Raw genomic sequence first — 15,025 nt, forward strand, 5'->3', positions numbered from 1 at the left:
GCTGCCGCTTAACGCAATGGTGCGGCCTTCCCTGACATCGGGAAGGCCGCACCGCAGTGTTGGGGACGGTTACATCCCGCCCTCTTGCGCCATGTTGTTGAAGCGCGAGTAGTGGCCCTGGAAGGCGACCACCATGGTCTTGGTCGGACCGTTACGGTGCTTTGCCACGATCACGTCGGCTTCGCCGGCACGCGCCGACTCCTTGTCGTAAATGTCTTCACGGTGAAGCAGAATGACCATGTCGGCGTCCTGCTCGATCGATCCGGATTCGCGAAGGTCGGAAACCATCGGCTTCTTGTCCGTACGCTGTTCGGAACCACGGTTCAGCTGCGACAACGCAATAACCGGCACATCGAGTTCCTTGGCGAGCAGCTTCAGCGCACGCGAGAACTCGGAGACTTCCTGCTGGCGCGATTCAACGCGCTTGCCCGAGCTCATCAGCTGCAGGTAGTCCAAGACCACCAGCTTGAGGTCGTGCTTCTGCTTCAGGCGACGGCACTTTGCGCGGATTTCCATCAGCGACATGTTCGGCGAATCATCGATGAACAGCGGTGCGTCGTTGAGCCGCCCCATGGTGGTGGCGATCTTCGACCACTGCTCGTCCTTGATGGTTCCCTTGCGCAGGTCCTGCAGCGCAATGCTGGCCTCTGCGGACAGCAGACGCATGGCAATTTCGTTTCGGCCCATTTCCAGGGAGAAGAAAACAGCGGTCATGTTGTTCTTGATAGCTGCCGACCGGGCGAAGTCCAATGCGAACGTGGACTTGCCGACAGCCGGGCGGGCTGCGATGACGATCATCTGACCGCCGTGCAGGCCCTGGGTCAGCTCATCGAGTTCGTAGAATCCGGTGGGCACACCGGTCATGCCCTCGCCCCGGGAGCCCGCCGATTCGATTTCGTCGACGGTGCCCTCAATGATGTCGCGCAGCGGGACATAGTCCTCCGCGGTGCGTCGTTCGGCGACCTTGTAGACCTCGGCCTGGGCCTCGTTGACGATTGCGTCGACCTCGCCGTCCTGCGAGTAGCCAAGCTGGACGATCTTGGTTCCGGCGTCGACCAGACGGCGCAAGACGGCACGCTCACGAACGATCTCGGCGTAGAAGCCCGCGTTGGCAGCCGTCGGGACGGACTGGATCAGGGTGTGCAGGTAGGCCGGGCCGCCAATGCGGGTGATTTCCCCGCGCTTGGTCAATAGGTCGGAGACCGTCACTGCGTCGGCGGGTTCGCCGCGGCCGTACAGGTCGATGATCGCTTCGTAGATGGCCTCGTGCGCCGGGCGGTAGAAATCGAGTCCCCGCAGGACTTCCACGCAGTCCGCGATGGCGTCCTTGGAGAGCATCATGCCGCCGAGCACGCTTTGTTCGGCCACAAGATCCTGCGGCGGCGTGCGGCCGTAGGCTGACTCGCCGGATTCAGAATTGGTTTCGATGTTCGCTAGCGACACGGGTTTTCCCTTCAAGCTTCGCGGGTTCCCAGTTTTCCGCGTCATTACCTACTTCAGTGTCGCAGGGTCGGCCGACCTTTTGGTACGTCCAATCTCACGTGTGCGAAGAGACACCGTAAGCCTGTGGAAATAGGTGGGGAACATTGTCACCTTAGACCTCATTTGACTCAAACCCAACATCGTTATCCACAGGGGCTGTGCATAACCTGTGCACCTTGCGGCGTGTTGTGTGCACAGTCTGGGGAGAACATTGTGGATTACCGGCGATTTTTATCAACAAAAGCCGTCTGACTAGGCGCTATGCATTTACACACCTGTGGACAGAAAGTAGTTATCCACAGATTCTCGGGGCGAAAATCTTGGTTATACACATAAAAACCCCGAGATTCCGGGGTTAATCCCCAACGCATTCCGCGGTTACCCACAAACTATCCACAGCTATCCACAGGGCTCTGGGGATTCTGGGGATTAACGAGGTTGATGAGCGCCTACGGCACTGCAATACTGGCTCGCATGGCCGCCAACAAAACCGCCCCCACCCGCGTTGATCCACATGAGTTCATCGCCTCCGTTGCCCACCCCACTCGGCGCGCGGACGCGCAGGTGTTGCTGGAAATGATGGAGGAAGTCTCCGGGCAGCCTGCGACCATGTGGGGACCGACGATCATCGGCTTCGGAACTTACCACTACAAATACGATTCAGGCAGGGAAGGGGACGCCGGCGCGATCGGGTTCTCGCCCCGATCGACGAATCTGGCCCTCTACGGTCTGACCGTCGCGCCGGAATCCGAAGAGCTCCTGGCCAAGCTAGGCAAGCACAAGCGAGGTGCCGCATGCCTGTATGTCAACAAGCTTGCTGACGTCGACTTTGGCGTACTCACGGAATTGGCGCGGCACGGGTACCGCCACATGATGGAAGTCGTCCACGACCCCTCCTAGGCGAACGGACGGCACCTGCCTCGCGGCCCACCCCGCAAAAGACAGAACCTGCCGGGCCATGATCCGGCTCTCGTGGTGGATCATGGCCAAGCAGGCTCGCGTGCCTCCGGGATAGCGCCTAGGAGACGAGCTGTTCGGTTTCCAGGCGGCGGAATGCGGATCCGTGGAAGACCAGCGGGGAATTTGTTTCATTGCTCGTTTGGTGGCCGTGCACGCGCAGCAGGACGACGTGGTGGTCGCCCGCCGGAATCTCCTGCTCAACAGAGCAGTCGAGCCACAAGCTTGCATCGTGGAGCAGCAGGGCGCCCTCGTCGGTGGAATCCAGGCGGAGCCCCGCGAAGCGGTCCCCGGTCTTGGAAGCGATCTGGCGGCAAACGCCCTCGTTCTTTTCGCTGAGCACGGATACCCCGATGCGGGCATTGGATCGAACGAGGGGCCACGTACGCGACGTGTTCTGGACCGCGAACATCACCAGCGGCGGATCCATCGAAACGCCGACGGTGAAAGACGAAGCGACGATTCCTTGCGGCTCGCCGTCGACGATGGCGCACAGTGCGGCAACACCCGAGGGATGCTGGGCGAAAACGTTGCGCAAGGTGTCGGGGGTTAGGTCTGTCGCAAGAGTCATGGCTCGGTCCTTCGGCTTGGTGCCCACCTTGATTCGGGTGTGCGCCAAAGCGCAACAGGCCATCAAAGGTGTGCGGTACTTGCCCCCGGGGTTCCGCGGGCCGAATCGTCACCTGGAGCACCCCACTACCGTGAGAGGGTTGCCGGTCAACAAGCCAGGGCTTTTGCGTTGACACTCTTGATTCATGACTAACGTTAGGAGAAAAGTTTAGCTTCAGTCAAAGATTGTTTCGACACATTGGTTCACGAAGAGTAAGAATCGAAGATTCTGCGAACAACACTCGCTTTTGGCCGCCAGTTGTCGATACTGTGCGGCCGCACCCCCCGGACGATGCCCAATCCCCCATGGGTCACGTCCACACGACCCGTTAAAGCGATGAGGACCCCACCCGAAGGTGAGGTCCTCATCGCTATCGTCCCGGGGGACGATGAATCCGCAGAGAATTACTTCTTTGCGGCTACGACTACCAGCGAGATGGTCGCGGATACATCGGTGTGCAGACGCACGGTAGCCGAGTAGTTACCCGTCGACTTGATGTGATCGTTGATCTCGATGTTGCGCTTGTCGATCGCGCCAACGCCGGCGGCTGCAACAGCCTTGGCGATGTCGTCGGTCTTGACGGTGCCGAAGAGGCGACCGGTAGCGCCGGCCTTGACGGTCAGCTTGACCGGCTTGGCGGAGATAGCGGCGGCGAGTGCCTGTGCTTCTTCCAAGGACGCAACGGCGCGAGCAGCACGGGCGGCCTTGATCGACTCAACCTGCTTCTCACCGCCCGGGGTCCAGGTGATGGCGAACGAACGCGGGAGAAGGTAGTTACGTGCGTAACCGTTCTTCACCTCAACGATGTCGCCTGCGGCACCGAGGCCGGTAACTTCGTGGGTCAGAATGAGCTTTGCCATGTTTGTATACCTTCCTTAGCCGCGGCCAGCGCCGGAGTAAGGCAGCAAGGCTACTTCACGCGCGTTCTTGATGGCCTGTGCGATCTTGCGCTGTTCCTGAACGGAAACGCCGGTAACGCGACGGGCACGGATCTTTCCGCGATCCGAAATGAACTTGCGCAGCAATGCTACGTCCTTGTAGTCGATGACAGTGATGTCAGCGGCCTTCAAGGGGTTGGACTTTGGTTTGGGCTTACGGAGTTCAGCCTTAGCCATCGTGGAGCTCCTTTATCAGGTGGAGCCCGCAGAATTTTCTGCGGGATGGTGAATAATTTTGTTTAGAAAGGCGGTTCGTCAGAACCCGGGTTGCCCCATCCGCCGTTGTTTCCTCCGGCAGGAGCGCCCCATGGATCGGCTGCCGGTGCATTCCAGCCGCCACCGCTGTTTCCGCCGGCGTTGCCGCCACCGAAACCACCCTGGCCGCCGGCATTGCCGCCGCCGAATCCGCCGGCGTTGCCGCCGGCATTCTGTCCGCCGAAGCCACCGTTGCCACCATTGCCGGAGCGCTGGGTGCGGGTGACCTTTGCGGAAGCGTAACGCAGCGACGGGCCGATTTCATCGACCTCGAGCTCGGTGACGTTGCGCTTTTCGCCTTCCTTGGTTTCGTAAGAACGCGACTTGAGGCGGCCCTGAGCAATGACACGAGTGCCCTTGGTCAACGTCTCAGCGACGTTTTCGGCAGCCTCACGCCACACCGATGCGCGGAGGAACAGCGTGTCGCCGTCCTTCCACTCATTGGACTGGCGATCGAAGGTTCGCGGGGTCGAAGCGATCGTGAAGTTCGCGACTGCCGACCCTGACGGGGTGAAACGTAGTTCTGGGTCACCGGTCAAATTACCGATTACCGTAATGACGGTCTCGCCTGCCATTGGAGCCTCCTAAAGGTGTTGTTCTACGAAGATCGAGAAGCAGAATTACTCTGCAACGACCTTTGCCTCTTCCGGGCGGGTGATCTTGGTGCGCATGATGGTCTCATTGAGGCTCAACTGGCGATCAAGTTCCGCGGAAGTAGCGGGGGTGGCGGTGAAGTTAACTACCGCGTAAATGGCCTCATTCTTCTTCTGAATGTCGTAGGCCAGGCGGCGACGGCCCCAGATGTCAACGTTCTCGATGGTTCCACCATCGTTACGTACAACGTCCAGGAACTTACCGAGGGTCGGTTCAACGGTTCGCTCGTCGACCTCGGGGTCGATCAGCACCATCAATTCATAAGCACGCATGTGAACCCACCTCCTTTGGGCTAAACGGTCACGGCATTTCCGCAACAGGAGGTTCTTTGCATTTGCTGTCGTCGATGCCCGATTGCCAGGCACGACAGAAACAGCCTTATCCAGTCTAGCGGAAAATCGCCCACTGGCCCGACGAACCCGCGTGCAGTGCGTCACGGGGGTCACCGCGCACGGTCGTCCAGCCCGTCGGCACGCAGCTTCGCCTCAAGTCGGGCGCCGAAGACCGGGGCAAGGGTGCGCATGTAGGTGTCGGAGATGTGGTGTTTGTCCCGGTACACCAGCACGTTGCCGATCACGGCCGGACAGAATCCTCCGACACAGAACTGGTCGGAGAAATCCAGCACACCGACCCGGGGCTCGCGCTTGGCCGCGGCGAGCGTGAAGTCGTTGGCCTCGAACGCGCTGGTCGCCGGGGCCCCGCAGGATTCCAGGTCATCCGGGTGTTGCACCACGCAGTCCCGCGCAAAGACCCTCGTCCCGGGGCGCGGGGTGTCGATGATCGGATAGACCTTGATGCCCGCGTCCTCGAGCTTGCCCCAGTAGTCGGCGAAGCCCTCGGCGGCGCCCTTATCCAGGACGGCCCCGGCCCAGTGGCTGGTCACCACGGCGTCGACGTCGCCGCGGGAGATGATCCGCTTCAAGGTGTCCTCGTTGGCCTGGTGGCACGAAATGCGGCCGTTTTTCTCCGCGATGCGCTCGGTGGCGGTGAACGGGCAGGAGTTCTTCAGGTAGGTCAGCAGCGTCCAGCCGTGTTCCTTGGCGGTGGCCTCCACCGCCCGGTACCAGTGCGTGGCGTGCGAGTCTCCCACCAGCGCTATGGTCAGGGTGCCGTCCGCCGCTCCCATGGTGCATTCGCGGGTGACCGGCGAATCCGGTTTCTGGACGCACTCGCCCAGGTGCGGCCTGTCGCGCTCGGCGTCGGCGGGGACCGGGATGATCTGTTTCTTGCCCGGCAGGTAGGGCGGCGCGCCGTCCGGGATCGAGGCGGCACCGAGCTCGGGCGGCGGAGCGGCAAGCAGGGTGGCGGCCGCGCCCTCCTGCTCGGCGGTGTCGCGTTGGGCCAGGGTCCCGGGGGCGAACGACATCGCCGTGACCAGGGCGACCACGACCGCACCGGCGCCCAGGGTCCGCCACTTCGAGGAAGCCAGCGGGGCCAGGGTGCGCACCGGCGTTTCGATCCACCGGTGGCTGGCCCCGGCGAGCAGCAACGACAGCACCAGCAACCCGGTTCCCTGGGCCGGGTCCGGCTCGCTGCCGGAGAAGTTCAGGAAGAAGATGAGCACCGGCCAGTGCCACAGGTACAGCGAATAGGATACGTTGCCCACCCATTGCACCGGGGAAAGTTCAAGGATCTTTTGCGGGGCCAAAACGCCGCGGGTCTCCCCCGCCAGGATCACCGCAAGGGTTCCGGCCACCGGCAGCGCCGCGGACAGGCCGGGGAAGGGCGTGGCCGCACCAAAGCCGAAGGCCGCCGCGGCGATGGCGGCAAAACCGGCCCAGGCCAGCGCGGTGCGGGCGCCGGTGGCCCGGAACCGGTGCCAGGCGCGCCGTTCAAGGCCGGGTTCGCGCGGTGCGAGCAGCAGTGCCAGCAGGCCGCCGGCGGCGAGCTCCCAGACGCGGGCCGGGGTGACGAAGTACGCCGCGGGGTTCCCGGAACCCACCAGCACCATCGAGTAGGCAAGCGAGCCGACGACGACCGCGCCGAAGACCAGCAGGAGCGCAATGCGCGGGTCCGACCGCGCCGGCCACCGCAACCTGCCCAGCCACACGGCCAGCAACACCAGCAGCGGCCAGGCCAGGTAGAACTGTTCCTCGACCCCGAGGGACCAGAAGTGGTTCAGCGCCGTGGGCGCGGAATCGGCCGCGAGGTAGTCCACGGAGTCGGCGGCCAGCACCCAGTTTTCCACCGAAAAGGCGGCGGCCAGGGCCGCGATTCCCACGGTTTTCCACTGCGTGGGCGGCAGGAAGGCCAGAGTGGCGCCCAGCACCGCGATGATCACCACGACGGCGGCGGGCAGGATCCTGCGCACCCGCGCGGCCCAGAACCCCGGCAGGTCGATCCGGCCGGTCCTGCGCACCTCGCGCAACAGGTGCCCGGTGATCAGGAACCCGGAGATCGCGAAGAACACGTCCACCCCGATGAAACCTCCGGGCACCAGCTGCGGCGCGAGGTGGTAGGCCAGCACCAGCAGCACCGCCACGGCGCGCAGCGACTGGACCTCTGGCAGGACACTGCGCGGAAGCTTCGGTTCGGCGGTCATGTTCGCGAGCAAAGCACGCTTCGATGAACAACGGGTTAAGCCCCGGCATCGGGAGCCTCCGGCGGGCGCGTTCCGACGCCGGGGCGAGCCTCCTTAGGCGGCGAAGAAGCCGGCGGCGACCTTGGCCAGGCGCAACGGGTCCTCGACGCCGCACAGCTCGCGGGCCGAGTGCATGGAAAGCAGCGGGATCCCCACGTCAACGGTGCGGATGCCCAGTCGGGTGGCCGTCAGCGGGCCGATGGTGGAGCCGCACGGCATCTGGTTGTTGGAGACGAACTCCTGGTACGGGACCCCGGACTGCTTGCAGAGCGTTGCGAAGAGCGCGGCACCCACGGCGTCGGTGGCGTAGCGCTGGTTGGCGTTGATCTTCAGCAGCGGACCCTGCCCCAGCAGCGGGCGGTTGGCCGGGTCGTGGCGGCCGGCGTAGTTGGGGTGCACCGAGTGCCCGGCGTCGGCCGAGAGGCAGAAGGAATCCGCGTACGCGCGGTTGCGGTCCTCCGTGTTGGCGCCCAGGGCGTGGCCGATGCGCTCGAGCACGTCCTGCAGGAACGGTCCGCAGGCGCCCGAGCGGGACTCGGAGCCGATTTCCTCGTGGTCGAAGGCGGCCAGGAGGGCGATGTGGTCGCCGCCGCCGGTTGCCGCGTGCTCGATCATCGCCACCAGAGAGGCGTGCACCGAGGACAGGTTGTCCAGCCGCCCGCTGGCGAAGAACTCGCTGGAGCCGCCGAAGACCTCGCCGCGCTGCGCGTCGGCGATGACCACGTCGTAGCCGCCGACCTGCGCCGGGTCGACGCCCGCGGACTCGGCCAGTACCGCGAGCACGTCGGCCTCGTCCGGGTTGCCGATGCCCCAGACCGGGTTCATGTGGGTCTGCTTGTCCAGTGCCAGGCCGTCGTTGACGGCGCGGTCCAGGTGGATGGCGAGCTGCGGGAAGCGCAGCATCGGTGCCGTGCGGGCCAGCACCGTGGTTCCGTCGGACATGGCCAGGCGCCCGGCGAGCAGCAGCTCGCGGTCCAGCCAGGAGTTCAGCAGCGGGCCGCCGTAGACCTCCACGCCGGCCTGCAGCCAGCCGTAAGCGCCGGTGGTCGGCTTGGGCTTCAGCTTGAAGGAGGGCGAGTCGGTGTGCGAGCCCAGGATGTGGAAGCCGGTGGTCGCGGTCGCCGATTCGGGCTGCACCCAGGCGATGATCGCCCCGTCGCGGACCACGAAGTACCTGCCGGCGCCCAGGTCCCAGGCCGCGCGCTCATCGAGTCCGGTGAAGCCTGCAGCTTCCAGGCGCCGGGCCGCTTCGGCCGCCGCGTGGAAGCTGGAGGGCGAGGCCGCCACGAAGGAAGCGAGGTCGTTGACGTGGTCGAGTGCTGCTGCACTGGGCATGGGGGCGTTCCCTTGTGTAGTTGGGTTTGTGTCGTTGGGCCCCGAAGGGCCGCTGGTTTCAAGATCCACGGAGCCGCCGGGAACAGCGGCCGGCCGCTAGATGCGGGTGCGGAGAACCGCTGTCACCAGTGAAAACACTCCAAGAACGATGCTAGCCCACCCGGCGATCGGCCAGCCGAACACCGAGAGCAGGAAGGCGCCGGCCACCAGCAGCACCACGGAAAGCAGCAGCCACGGGCTGCGCAACAATTCGCTGTTCATTGCCGCCCTAGTAGTCCAGTCCCTGGCTGGGGATGACCAGGCCCGTCTCGTAGGCGTAGACGACGGCCTGGACGCGGTCGCGCAGGTGCAGCTTGGTCAGGATCCTGCGCACGTGGGTCTTGACGGTTGCCTCCGAGAGGAAGAAGCGGTGCGCGATCTCGGCGTTGGAGAGCCCCTCGGACATGGCCCCGAGCACCTCGAGCTCGCGCGGGGTCAGGTCCTCGAGCAGCGGGTCGCGTTCCGGGGCGGGGGCCGCCCCGCGGGCCGGGGATGCATTGCGCACGTAGGTTTCCAGCAGCCTGGCGGTGACCCGTGGTGCGACGACCGCGTCGCCGCTTGCCACCAGGCGCACGGCGTTGACCAGCTCCTCCGGGGCGACGTCCTTGAGCAGGAACGCGGAGGCGCCGGCCTGCAGCCCGGCGAACGCGTACTCGTCCAGGTCGAACGTGGTCAGGATGATGACCTTGGTGCCGCACAGCTGGTCGGCGATGCGCTTGGTCGCCTCGATGCCGTCCATGTTGGGCATGCGCACGTCCATCAGCACCACGTCGGGCTTCAGCTCCAGCGCCATCTTCACGCCCTCGGCCCCGTCGGAGGCCTCGCCGAGGACATCGAGGTCGTCCTCGCCCTCGAGGATGAGCCGGAACCCCATGCGCAGCAACGGCTGGTCGTCGACCAGCAGCACGCCGATCCGGGGCTTGGGGGCTGTTTCTTCTGGATTCATGGTTCGGTCCTGGTCTCGGTGGTCGGGACGGTGGCGGCGGCGGCCGCAGGCGAGCCGCCTGCCGGATGCGGGATTTTCAGGGTGGCGACGACGCTCCAGCCGCCCCCCAGGGAGGGGCCGGCGGTCAGCGTGCCGTCGAAGAGGGCAGCGCGTTCGCCCATGCCGCGGATGCCCTGGGCGGAGCCGACGCCCTCGCGCCGGCCTCCCTGATGGGTTCCGTCGTCGCTGACCTTGATGGACACCTCGTCGCCCGCGCGTTCGACCAGCACGCCGACCCGGGTGACGTTGCGGCCGTAGCGCAGCACGTTGGTGAGGGATTCCTGGATGATCCGGTAGACGGTCAGTTGGAAGGTCGCGTCCTTGGGCAACGGCGGGCCGGACTGGGTGAAGCGCAGCGGCAGGCCGGCCACGGTGAACCCCTCGAGCATCTTTTCCATGGAGTCCACGGCCGGCTGGGGTTCCAGCGGGGCGCCGTCTCCGGTGCGCAGCACGCCGATGACCCGCCGCATGTCCGCCAGCGCGTGCCTGCCGGTGGCGGAGAGCTCGGCAAGCACCTCGCCGGCCCGTTGTGGGTCGCGCTTGAGCACCACTGAGGCGCCGTCGGACAGGGCGATCATCACGGAGAGCGAATGGGCCACCACGTCGTGCATCTCGCGGGCGATCCTGTTGCGCTCGCGCACCTGGGCGAGGGTTTGCACGCGGGCTGCCCAGTTCGCCAGTTCGGCCTCGTGCAACCTGTGGTTCCGGACCGCGGAGCCGGCGGCCACGAAGAAGATGTTGGATCCGGCAAGGAACGCCACGCCGAGGATCGTCAGGACCGCGCGGCCGCCGACCTCGGCCAGCGCCTGCTGGTCCTCGGGTGAATCGGTGAACATGCCGGGAACACCGATCACCACGAAGATCAGGCACTGCAGGGCGCTGATCAGGATGGTGAGGACAAACATGCGCCGGGCGGCGTATTGCGTGGAGGCAGTGTAGAGCGCGATCCACAGGCCGGTGCTGCTGCCGAAGTAGGAGGAATCCAGGAGCGTTGCGGTGCTGTCGGTCGCCGCCACCAGAATCAGGATGGCCATGGGCCAGCGGCGCCTGAAGTACAGGACGAACCCGGTCACGACCAGCAGCGCCACGGTCGGCCAGCGGGCTGCCAGCGCCGACTCGATGATGCTCGGCAGGGACAGCAGGAAGTACAGCAGCACCACCACCGCGTCTACCCAGCGCGGCTTGCGGCGCATCAGGGAACGCAGGCGCCCCACGCGTTGGGCCGAAAGCTCGTCGAAGGAGACCTCCGGGGTTCCGAAGGCCTCCTTCAACGGATTTTCACTCATGCTCCGAGCCTATCCAGTGCTTGCCCCGAAACTAGATATCGCGGCGCTGAAGCACCAGCGCGGCGGCCGCCAGCGGGATGGCGATCCAGGCAGCGACCACCAGGCCGGACTGCCAGGTTTCGAGCATGTTTTCGCCGCCCGGTCCCATCATGAGCGCGCTTGCCGCGTGGTCGGGCAGGAAGCGCATGGCATCGGCCAGCCATTCAACCATGGTGCCAAACCCTGAGACCACTCCCGACAGAACAAAGAAGATGGCTGCGAGCACTACGATGGCGCCTGCCGAATTGCGTAACAGGCTTCCGAGTGCGAGGCCGATGAGAGACACCATGACCACATAGAGCATCCCGAACCAAAGGTTGCGTTGGAACGCTTCAGAAGTGAATTCGAGCGGCAGGTTGTAGCTTCCTGCGATGGGCTTTGCCACCGCATAGCCCAGGAGGATCGACACCAAGGCCACGAGCGCCGAGACGATGGTGACCATCAGGACCTTTGCCCAGAAAACGGGTTGGCGTGTGGGAACTGCAACAAAGGTCGATCGGGCGGAACCCGTCGCGAACTCGGAACTCATGACCATGATGGCCAGGGATCCGATGATCAGCTGGGCAAAGGAAATGCCGCTGGCGGGCAGCCCTGCGGTCACATCGTTGAGGTTGCCAATCTGGCCAGCTACCTCGGGCGATTTCAACAAACCTGAGGTTTGTCCAACAAGCCAGGTGCTAAATGCGGCAAAGCCCACCATGACGGCAATCGTGGAAAGAACCAGGACCAGGGTGGAGGGCAGCGACGTGAACTTGATGAATTCGCTGCGCAGTATGCCCGCGAAGGTCAGCTTCCCGTTTCCGGCGGCGCCGGGGGCGGCCGAACGGGGTCGGGTCATGGCTTCGGTGCTCATTTCAGGCCCTGCTTTCCGCTGGCGCTTGCAGCAAGTTCGTTCCCCAGATGGGAGTGGTATTCGACCTCGTTTTGGGTCAGCGACATGTAGGCGTCCTCCAGCGACTGCTGGATCGGAGTCAGTTCATGGAGCAGGATCTGGTGGTCCAGGGCCCGCCGGGCAATCATCCTGGAATCCAGACCCACCACCTGGACGGTCTCGGCATCCACGCGGGTCAGCTGGACGTGCTCGGCTGCCAGCGCGTTCATGAGGGATTCGACGTGGTCGGTCTTGACCCTGCTGGTGGGAAGGCTCCGGCCCTCGATGATCTGCTCGATGGGTGCATCCGCGATGATCCGGCCGCGGCCGATCACGATCAGGTGGTCGGCCGTCAACGCCATTTCGCTCATCAGGTGGGAGGAGATGAACACCGTCTTGCCCTGCGAGGCAAGGTGCCGCGCCAGGTTTCGCACCCACAGCACGCCCTCGGGATCCAGGCCGTTGACGGGTTCGTCGAGGATCAGCGTTTGCGGATCCCCCAGAAGCGCCACGGCGATGCCCAGTCGCTGTCCCATGCCGAGCGAGAATCCGCCGACCTTCTTCTTGGCAACCGCGCCAAGGCCTGTCAGTTCGATGACCTCGTCGACGCGGCGGTTGGGAATCGCGTGTGTTGCGGCCAGCGCGCGCAGGTGGGTGCGGGCGCTGCGGGACTTGTGGACGGACTTGGCCTCGAGGAGGGCTCCCACCTCGCGCAGCGGGGCCGCGTGCTCGGCGTACTTGCGCCCGTTGACCGTGACGGTGCCGGCCGTTGGCCGGTCCAGGCCGACGATCATGCGCATCGTGGTGGATTTTCCGGCGCCGTTCGGGCCGAGGAAGCCCGTGACCTTGCCGGGCTGGACGGTGAATGAAATGCCGTCGACCGCTTGTTTGGTGCCGTAGGCTTTCGCCAATGCTTCAGCTCTGATCATGGCTTCAACGCTACGGAGAATCCACCTCCCCGTCACCGCTCCAGCGGATGATCTTGGAAGAGGCAATCGTCAATCTTTTGGCGTACGGGCAAACCCCGAGACGCACCCCTAGGGGGCGGTCATCCAGGCCCGAACGCTCCGAAAAACCGGAGGGTCAAGGGGCCTCGGACTCATAGATGCAGATCGCCACCTGCACGCGGTTCTCAGCGTCCAGCTTCTCCAACACCCTGCCGATGTGGGTCTTGACGGTGGACAGGCTGATGAAGAGCTGTTCGGCGATCTCGGAGTTCGACAGTCCCCGGGCAATGGCGGTCGCGATCTCGCGTTCGCGCTCGGTGAGCTGGCCCAGCTTTTCCAGGGCACCGATGCGCCGGGCATTGGGCGGCGTCGAACCGGCCGCGTCGATCAGCGTGCGGGTCACCGACTCGGACAGCGTGGTCCGTCCACCGGCCACCGCATGGATCGCACTGACCAACTCGGCGGGCACCGTGTCCTTGAGCAGGAACCCGCTGACCCCCATCTTGAGCGCGGTGAACACCATTTCGTCGACTTCGAAGGTAGTGAGCACCAGGATCTTGAGGTCCGGATGCTGTTCGAGGAGTCGCTGGCTGGCGCTGATCCCGTCCATCCGCGGCATGCGGATATCCATGAGCACCAGATCCGGGTTCAGCCTATTGACCGCGGCAATGGATTCGATGCCGTCGGAGCACTCCCCCACGATCTCGATCCCGGGGTCGCCCTCCAGGATCATCCGCAGCCCGGCCCGGACGAGGTTCTCGTCATCCACGAGCACGACTCGGACTCGCTGTTTCACTTCTGCCACGGCAACCATGCCTTCAAGATAAATGTTCCGTCTTCTCGTGCCGATGCAACCATATCGCCACCGGCCAGATGCACCCGTTCCCGCAAGCCGTTCAGCCCCAGGCCCGAATGCGGCAGGCCGCCGGCCGGGGCGTTTGTCCCGTGATCGGCCGCAGACGGCATGGGGTTGCTCAGCTGAACCTGGATTCGTTTCCCGGGACGTCCCTCCAGGCAGAGCTCGACCTTTGCACCCGGAGCGTGCCGCCTCGCATTGGTCAGACCTTCCTGGACCACCCGGTAAAGGTGCCTCCCTGTGGATTCCGGCAATGTCACTAGGCGATCCTGGAGTCCGGGACTCAAAACCAGTTCGACATCGGTGCCCACGTCACGGCTCTGTTCAAGCAGTTCTTCCAGTTGTCCCAGCGTGGGCTGCGGCCTGGCATCCTCATTGGCAAACAGCGTGTTGGGGTCGCGCAACATGCCGAGGACCTCCCGCAATTCGCTCAGGGCTTTGTGGGCGTTGTCCCTGATCACCGTTGCAGTGTCGCGGGTCGCTTCGGGTGAAAGGTCCGACCGGTATTCCAGCGCACCGGCGTGCAAAGCCACAAGCGAGAGACGGTGCGCCAGGACATCATGCATTTCCCTGGCGATTCGGGTCCGTTCACCGGATCGAGCCGACTGGATGTGCGCATGCTTTTCCCGTTCCACGCTGCTGGCCTGTTCGCGCAGGCTCTGGAGCAGTTGGCGGCGTGCGCCGATGTTGATGCCCGTCAGCATCAAAACACCGACGAAAAGCGTGGAGAAGATCGTCATTTCCCACCACGGGCCGGGTTCTGCATCGGGAAGCGTCCCCTCTATCACCACCGATGAGACGATAAAGAGCAGTGACACACCGATGATCTCCAGCGGCTTGCGCCGCGTGGCCAGAGAAACCACGGCCATTGAACTTACGCCTACGGACAAGACCGAGAACGCGGTCAGAATTACGATCGCGACGACAATCGGCACGGGAAACCGCCGCCGCAGCGGGTAAAGCGCAAACGTTGCCAAGGCGCAGAGGATGTCGAAGATGATCATCACGCCATCCTCATCCGTCTTCGCAGGCGAGTCGGGCAGGTCGATACCGTAAGTGAAGATAAAGGCAGCCAACCCGATGGCGATGCCCACCACCAATCGCCACGAATGCTCCCACATGGCGCGAAGTCTGGAGGCCCGCGGGTCAGCGGCGAGGTCGATTGTCATTTGTTTAATGCTACAGACAGC

16 protein-coding genes and 1 riboswitch are annotated in these 15,025 nt (G+C 64.4%); of the genes, 1 reads left to right on the plus strand and 15 read right to left on the minus strand.

The genetic code is table 11. The annotated features are described in order from the left end of the window. Positions 1-69: 69 nt before the first annotated feature. Positions 70-1,443, minus strand: a complete 1,374-nt coding sequence (gene dnaB, locus ACFY5D_RS11320; protein WP_387529324.1) for a replicative DNA helicase — start codon at positions 1,441-1,443, stop codon at positions 70-72. Between the two features lie 513 nt (positions 1,444-1,956). On the opposite strand from dnaB, the gene ACFY5D_RS11325 reads away from it, so the two are divergent. After that, positions 1,957-2,382 (plus strand): DUF1801 domain-containing protein, encoded by a 426-nt coding sequence (locus tag ACFY5D_RS11325; protein WP_387529327.1) that lies wholly within the window; start codon positions 1,957-1,959, stop codon positions 2,380-2,382. Positions 2,383-2,500: 118 nt separating this feature from the next. Here ACFY5D_RS11325 and ACFY5D_RS11330 read toward each other — a convergent pair whose 3' ends face one another. The 14 genes from ACFY5D_RS11330 to ACFY5D_RS11395 form a co-directional block, all read right to left on the minus strand. Further along, positions 2,501-3,010: a flavin reductase family protein gene (locus ACFY5D_RS11330; protein WP_387529330.1), complete on the minus strand. Its 510-nt coding sequence runs from the start codon at positions 3,008-3,010 to the stop codon at positions 2,501-2,503. A 70-nt stretch (positions 3,011-3,080) separates the two neighbouring features. Next, a riboswitch (SAM riboswitch) is annotated at positions 3,081-3,193 on the minus strand. A gap of 260 nt (positions 3,194-3,453) precedes the next feature. Beyond that, the gene (gene rplI, locus ACFY5D_RS11335; RefSeq protein ID WP_387529333.1) at positions 3,454-3,909 is read right to left on the minus strand and encodes a 50S ribosomal protein L9; all 456 of its coding nucleotides are present in this window, start codon (positions 3,907-3,909) and stop codon (positions 3,454-3,456) included. A 15-nt stretch (positions 3,910-3,924) separates the two neighbouring features. After that, positions 3,925-4,164, minus strand: a complete 240-nt coding sequence (gene rpsR, locus ACFY5D_RS11340) for a 30S ribosomal protein S18 (protein WP_007269381.1) — start codon at positions 4,162-4,164, stop codon at positions 3,925-3,927. Between the two features lie 62 nt (positions 4,165-4,226). Then, entirely contained in the window at positions 4,227-4,817 is a 591-nt protein-coding gene (locus ACFY5D_RS11345; protein WP_210001022.1) for a single-stranded DNA-binding protein, read from the minus strand. Positions 4,818-4,862: 45 nt separating this feature from the next. Further along, a complete protein-coding gene (gene rpsF, locus ACFY5D_RS11350) occupies positions 4,863-5,168 on the minus strand; it encodes a 30S ribosomal protein S6 (protein WP_209905970.1) in 306 nt (101 codons plus the stop codon). A gap of 170 nt (positions 5,169-5,338) precedes the next feature. After that, a complete protein-coding gene (locus tag ACFY5D_RS11355; protein ID WP_387529339.1) occupies positions 5,339-7,438 on the minus strand; it encodes an acyltransferase family protein in 2,100 nt (699 codons plus the stop codon). A gap of 93 nt (positions 7,439-7,531) precedes the next feature. Continuing rightward, positions 7,532-8,812 carry a M18 family aminopeptidase gene (locus tag ACFY5D_RS11360; RefSeq protein WP_387529341.1) on the minus strand — a complete coding sequence of 427 codons (1,281 nt, stop codon included), beginning with the start codon at positions 8,810-8,812 and terminating at the stop codon, positions 7,532-7,534. 96 nt (positions 8,813-8,908) lie between these two features. Then, positions 8,909-9,073: a hypothetical protein gene (locus ACFY5D_RS11365; RefSeq protein WP_387529344.1), complete on the minus strand. Its 165-nt coding sequence runs from the start codon at positions 9,071-9,073 to the stop codon at positions 8,909-8,911. 7 nt (positions 9,074-9,080) lie between these two features. Then, complete coding sequence (locus tag ACFY5D_RS11370) at positions 9,081-9,797, minus strand: response regulator (RefSeq protein WP_387529347.1); 717 nt, start codon at positions 9,795-9,797, stop codon at positions 9,081-9,083. Continuing rightward, a complete protein-coding gene (locus ACFY5D_RS11375; protein WP_387529350.1) occupies positions 9,794-11,122 on the minus strand; it encodes a sensor histidine kinase in 1,329 nt (442 codons plus the stop codon). Before ACFY5D_RS11375 ends, ACFY5D_RS11370 begins: the two co-directional genes overlap by 4 nt. 31 nt (positions 11,123-11,153) lie before the next feature. Then, positions 11,154-12,014: an ABC transporter permease gene (locus ACFY5D_RS11380; protein ID WP_387529353.1), complete on the minus strand. Its 861-nt coding sequence runs from the start codon at positions 12,012-12,014 to the stop codon at positions 11,154-11,156. After that, positions 12,011-12,961, minus strand: a complete 951-nt coding sequence (locus ACFY5D_RS11385; protein WP_387529356.1) for an ABC transporter ATP-binding protein — start codon at positions 12,959-12,961, stop codon at positions 12,011-12,013. The genes ACFY5D_RS11380 and ACFY5D_RS11385 overlap by 4 nt, the downstream gene beginning before the upstream one ends. Positions 12,962-13,115: 154 nt before the next feature. Beyond that, positions 13,116-13,784 (minus strand): response regulator, encoded by a 669-nt coding sequence (locus ACFY5D_RS11390; RefSeq protein ID WP_387529359.1) that lies wholly within the window; start codon positions 13,782-13,784, stop codon positions 13,116-13,118. Beyond that, entirely contained in the window at positions 13,772-15,004 is a 1,233-nt protein-coding gene (locus ACFY5D_RS11395) for a sensor histidine kinase (RefSeq protein ID WP_387529362.1), read from the minus strand. Before ACFY5D_RS11395 ends, ACFY5D_RS11390 begins: the two co-directional genes overlap by 13 nt. Positions 15,005-15,025 lie beyond the last annotated feature (21 nt).

The organism is Paeniglutamicibacter sp. NPDC012692 (genome assembly GCF_042901625.1).
Taxonomy (GTDB): domain Bacteria; phylum Actinomycetota; class Actinomycetes; order Actinomycetales; family Micrococcaceae; genus Paeniglutamicibacter.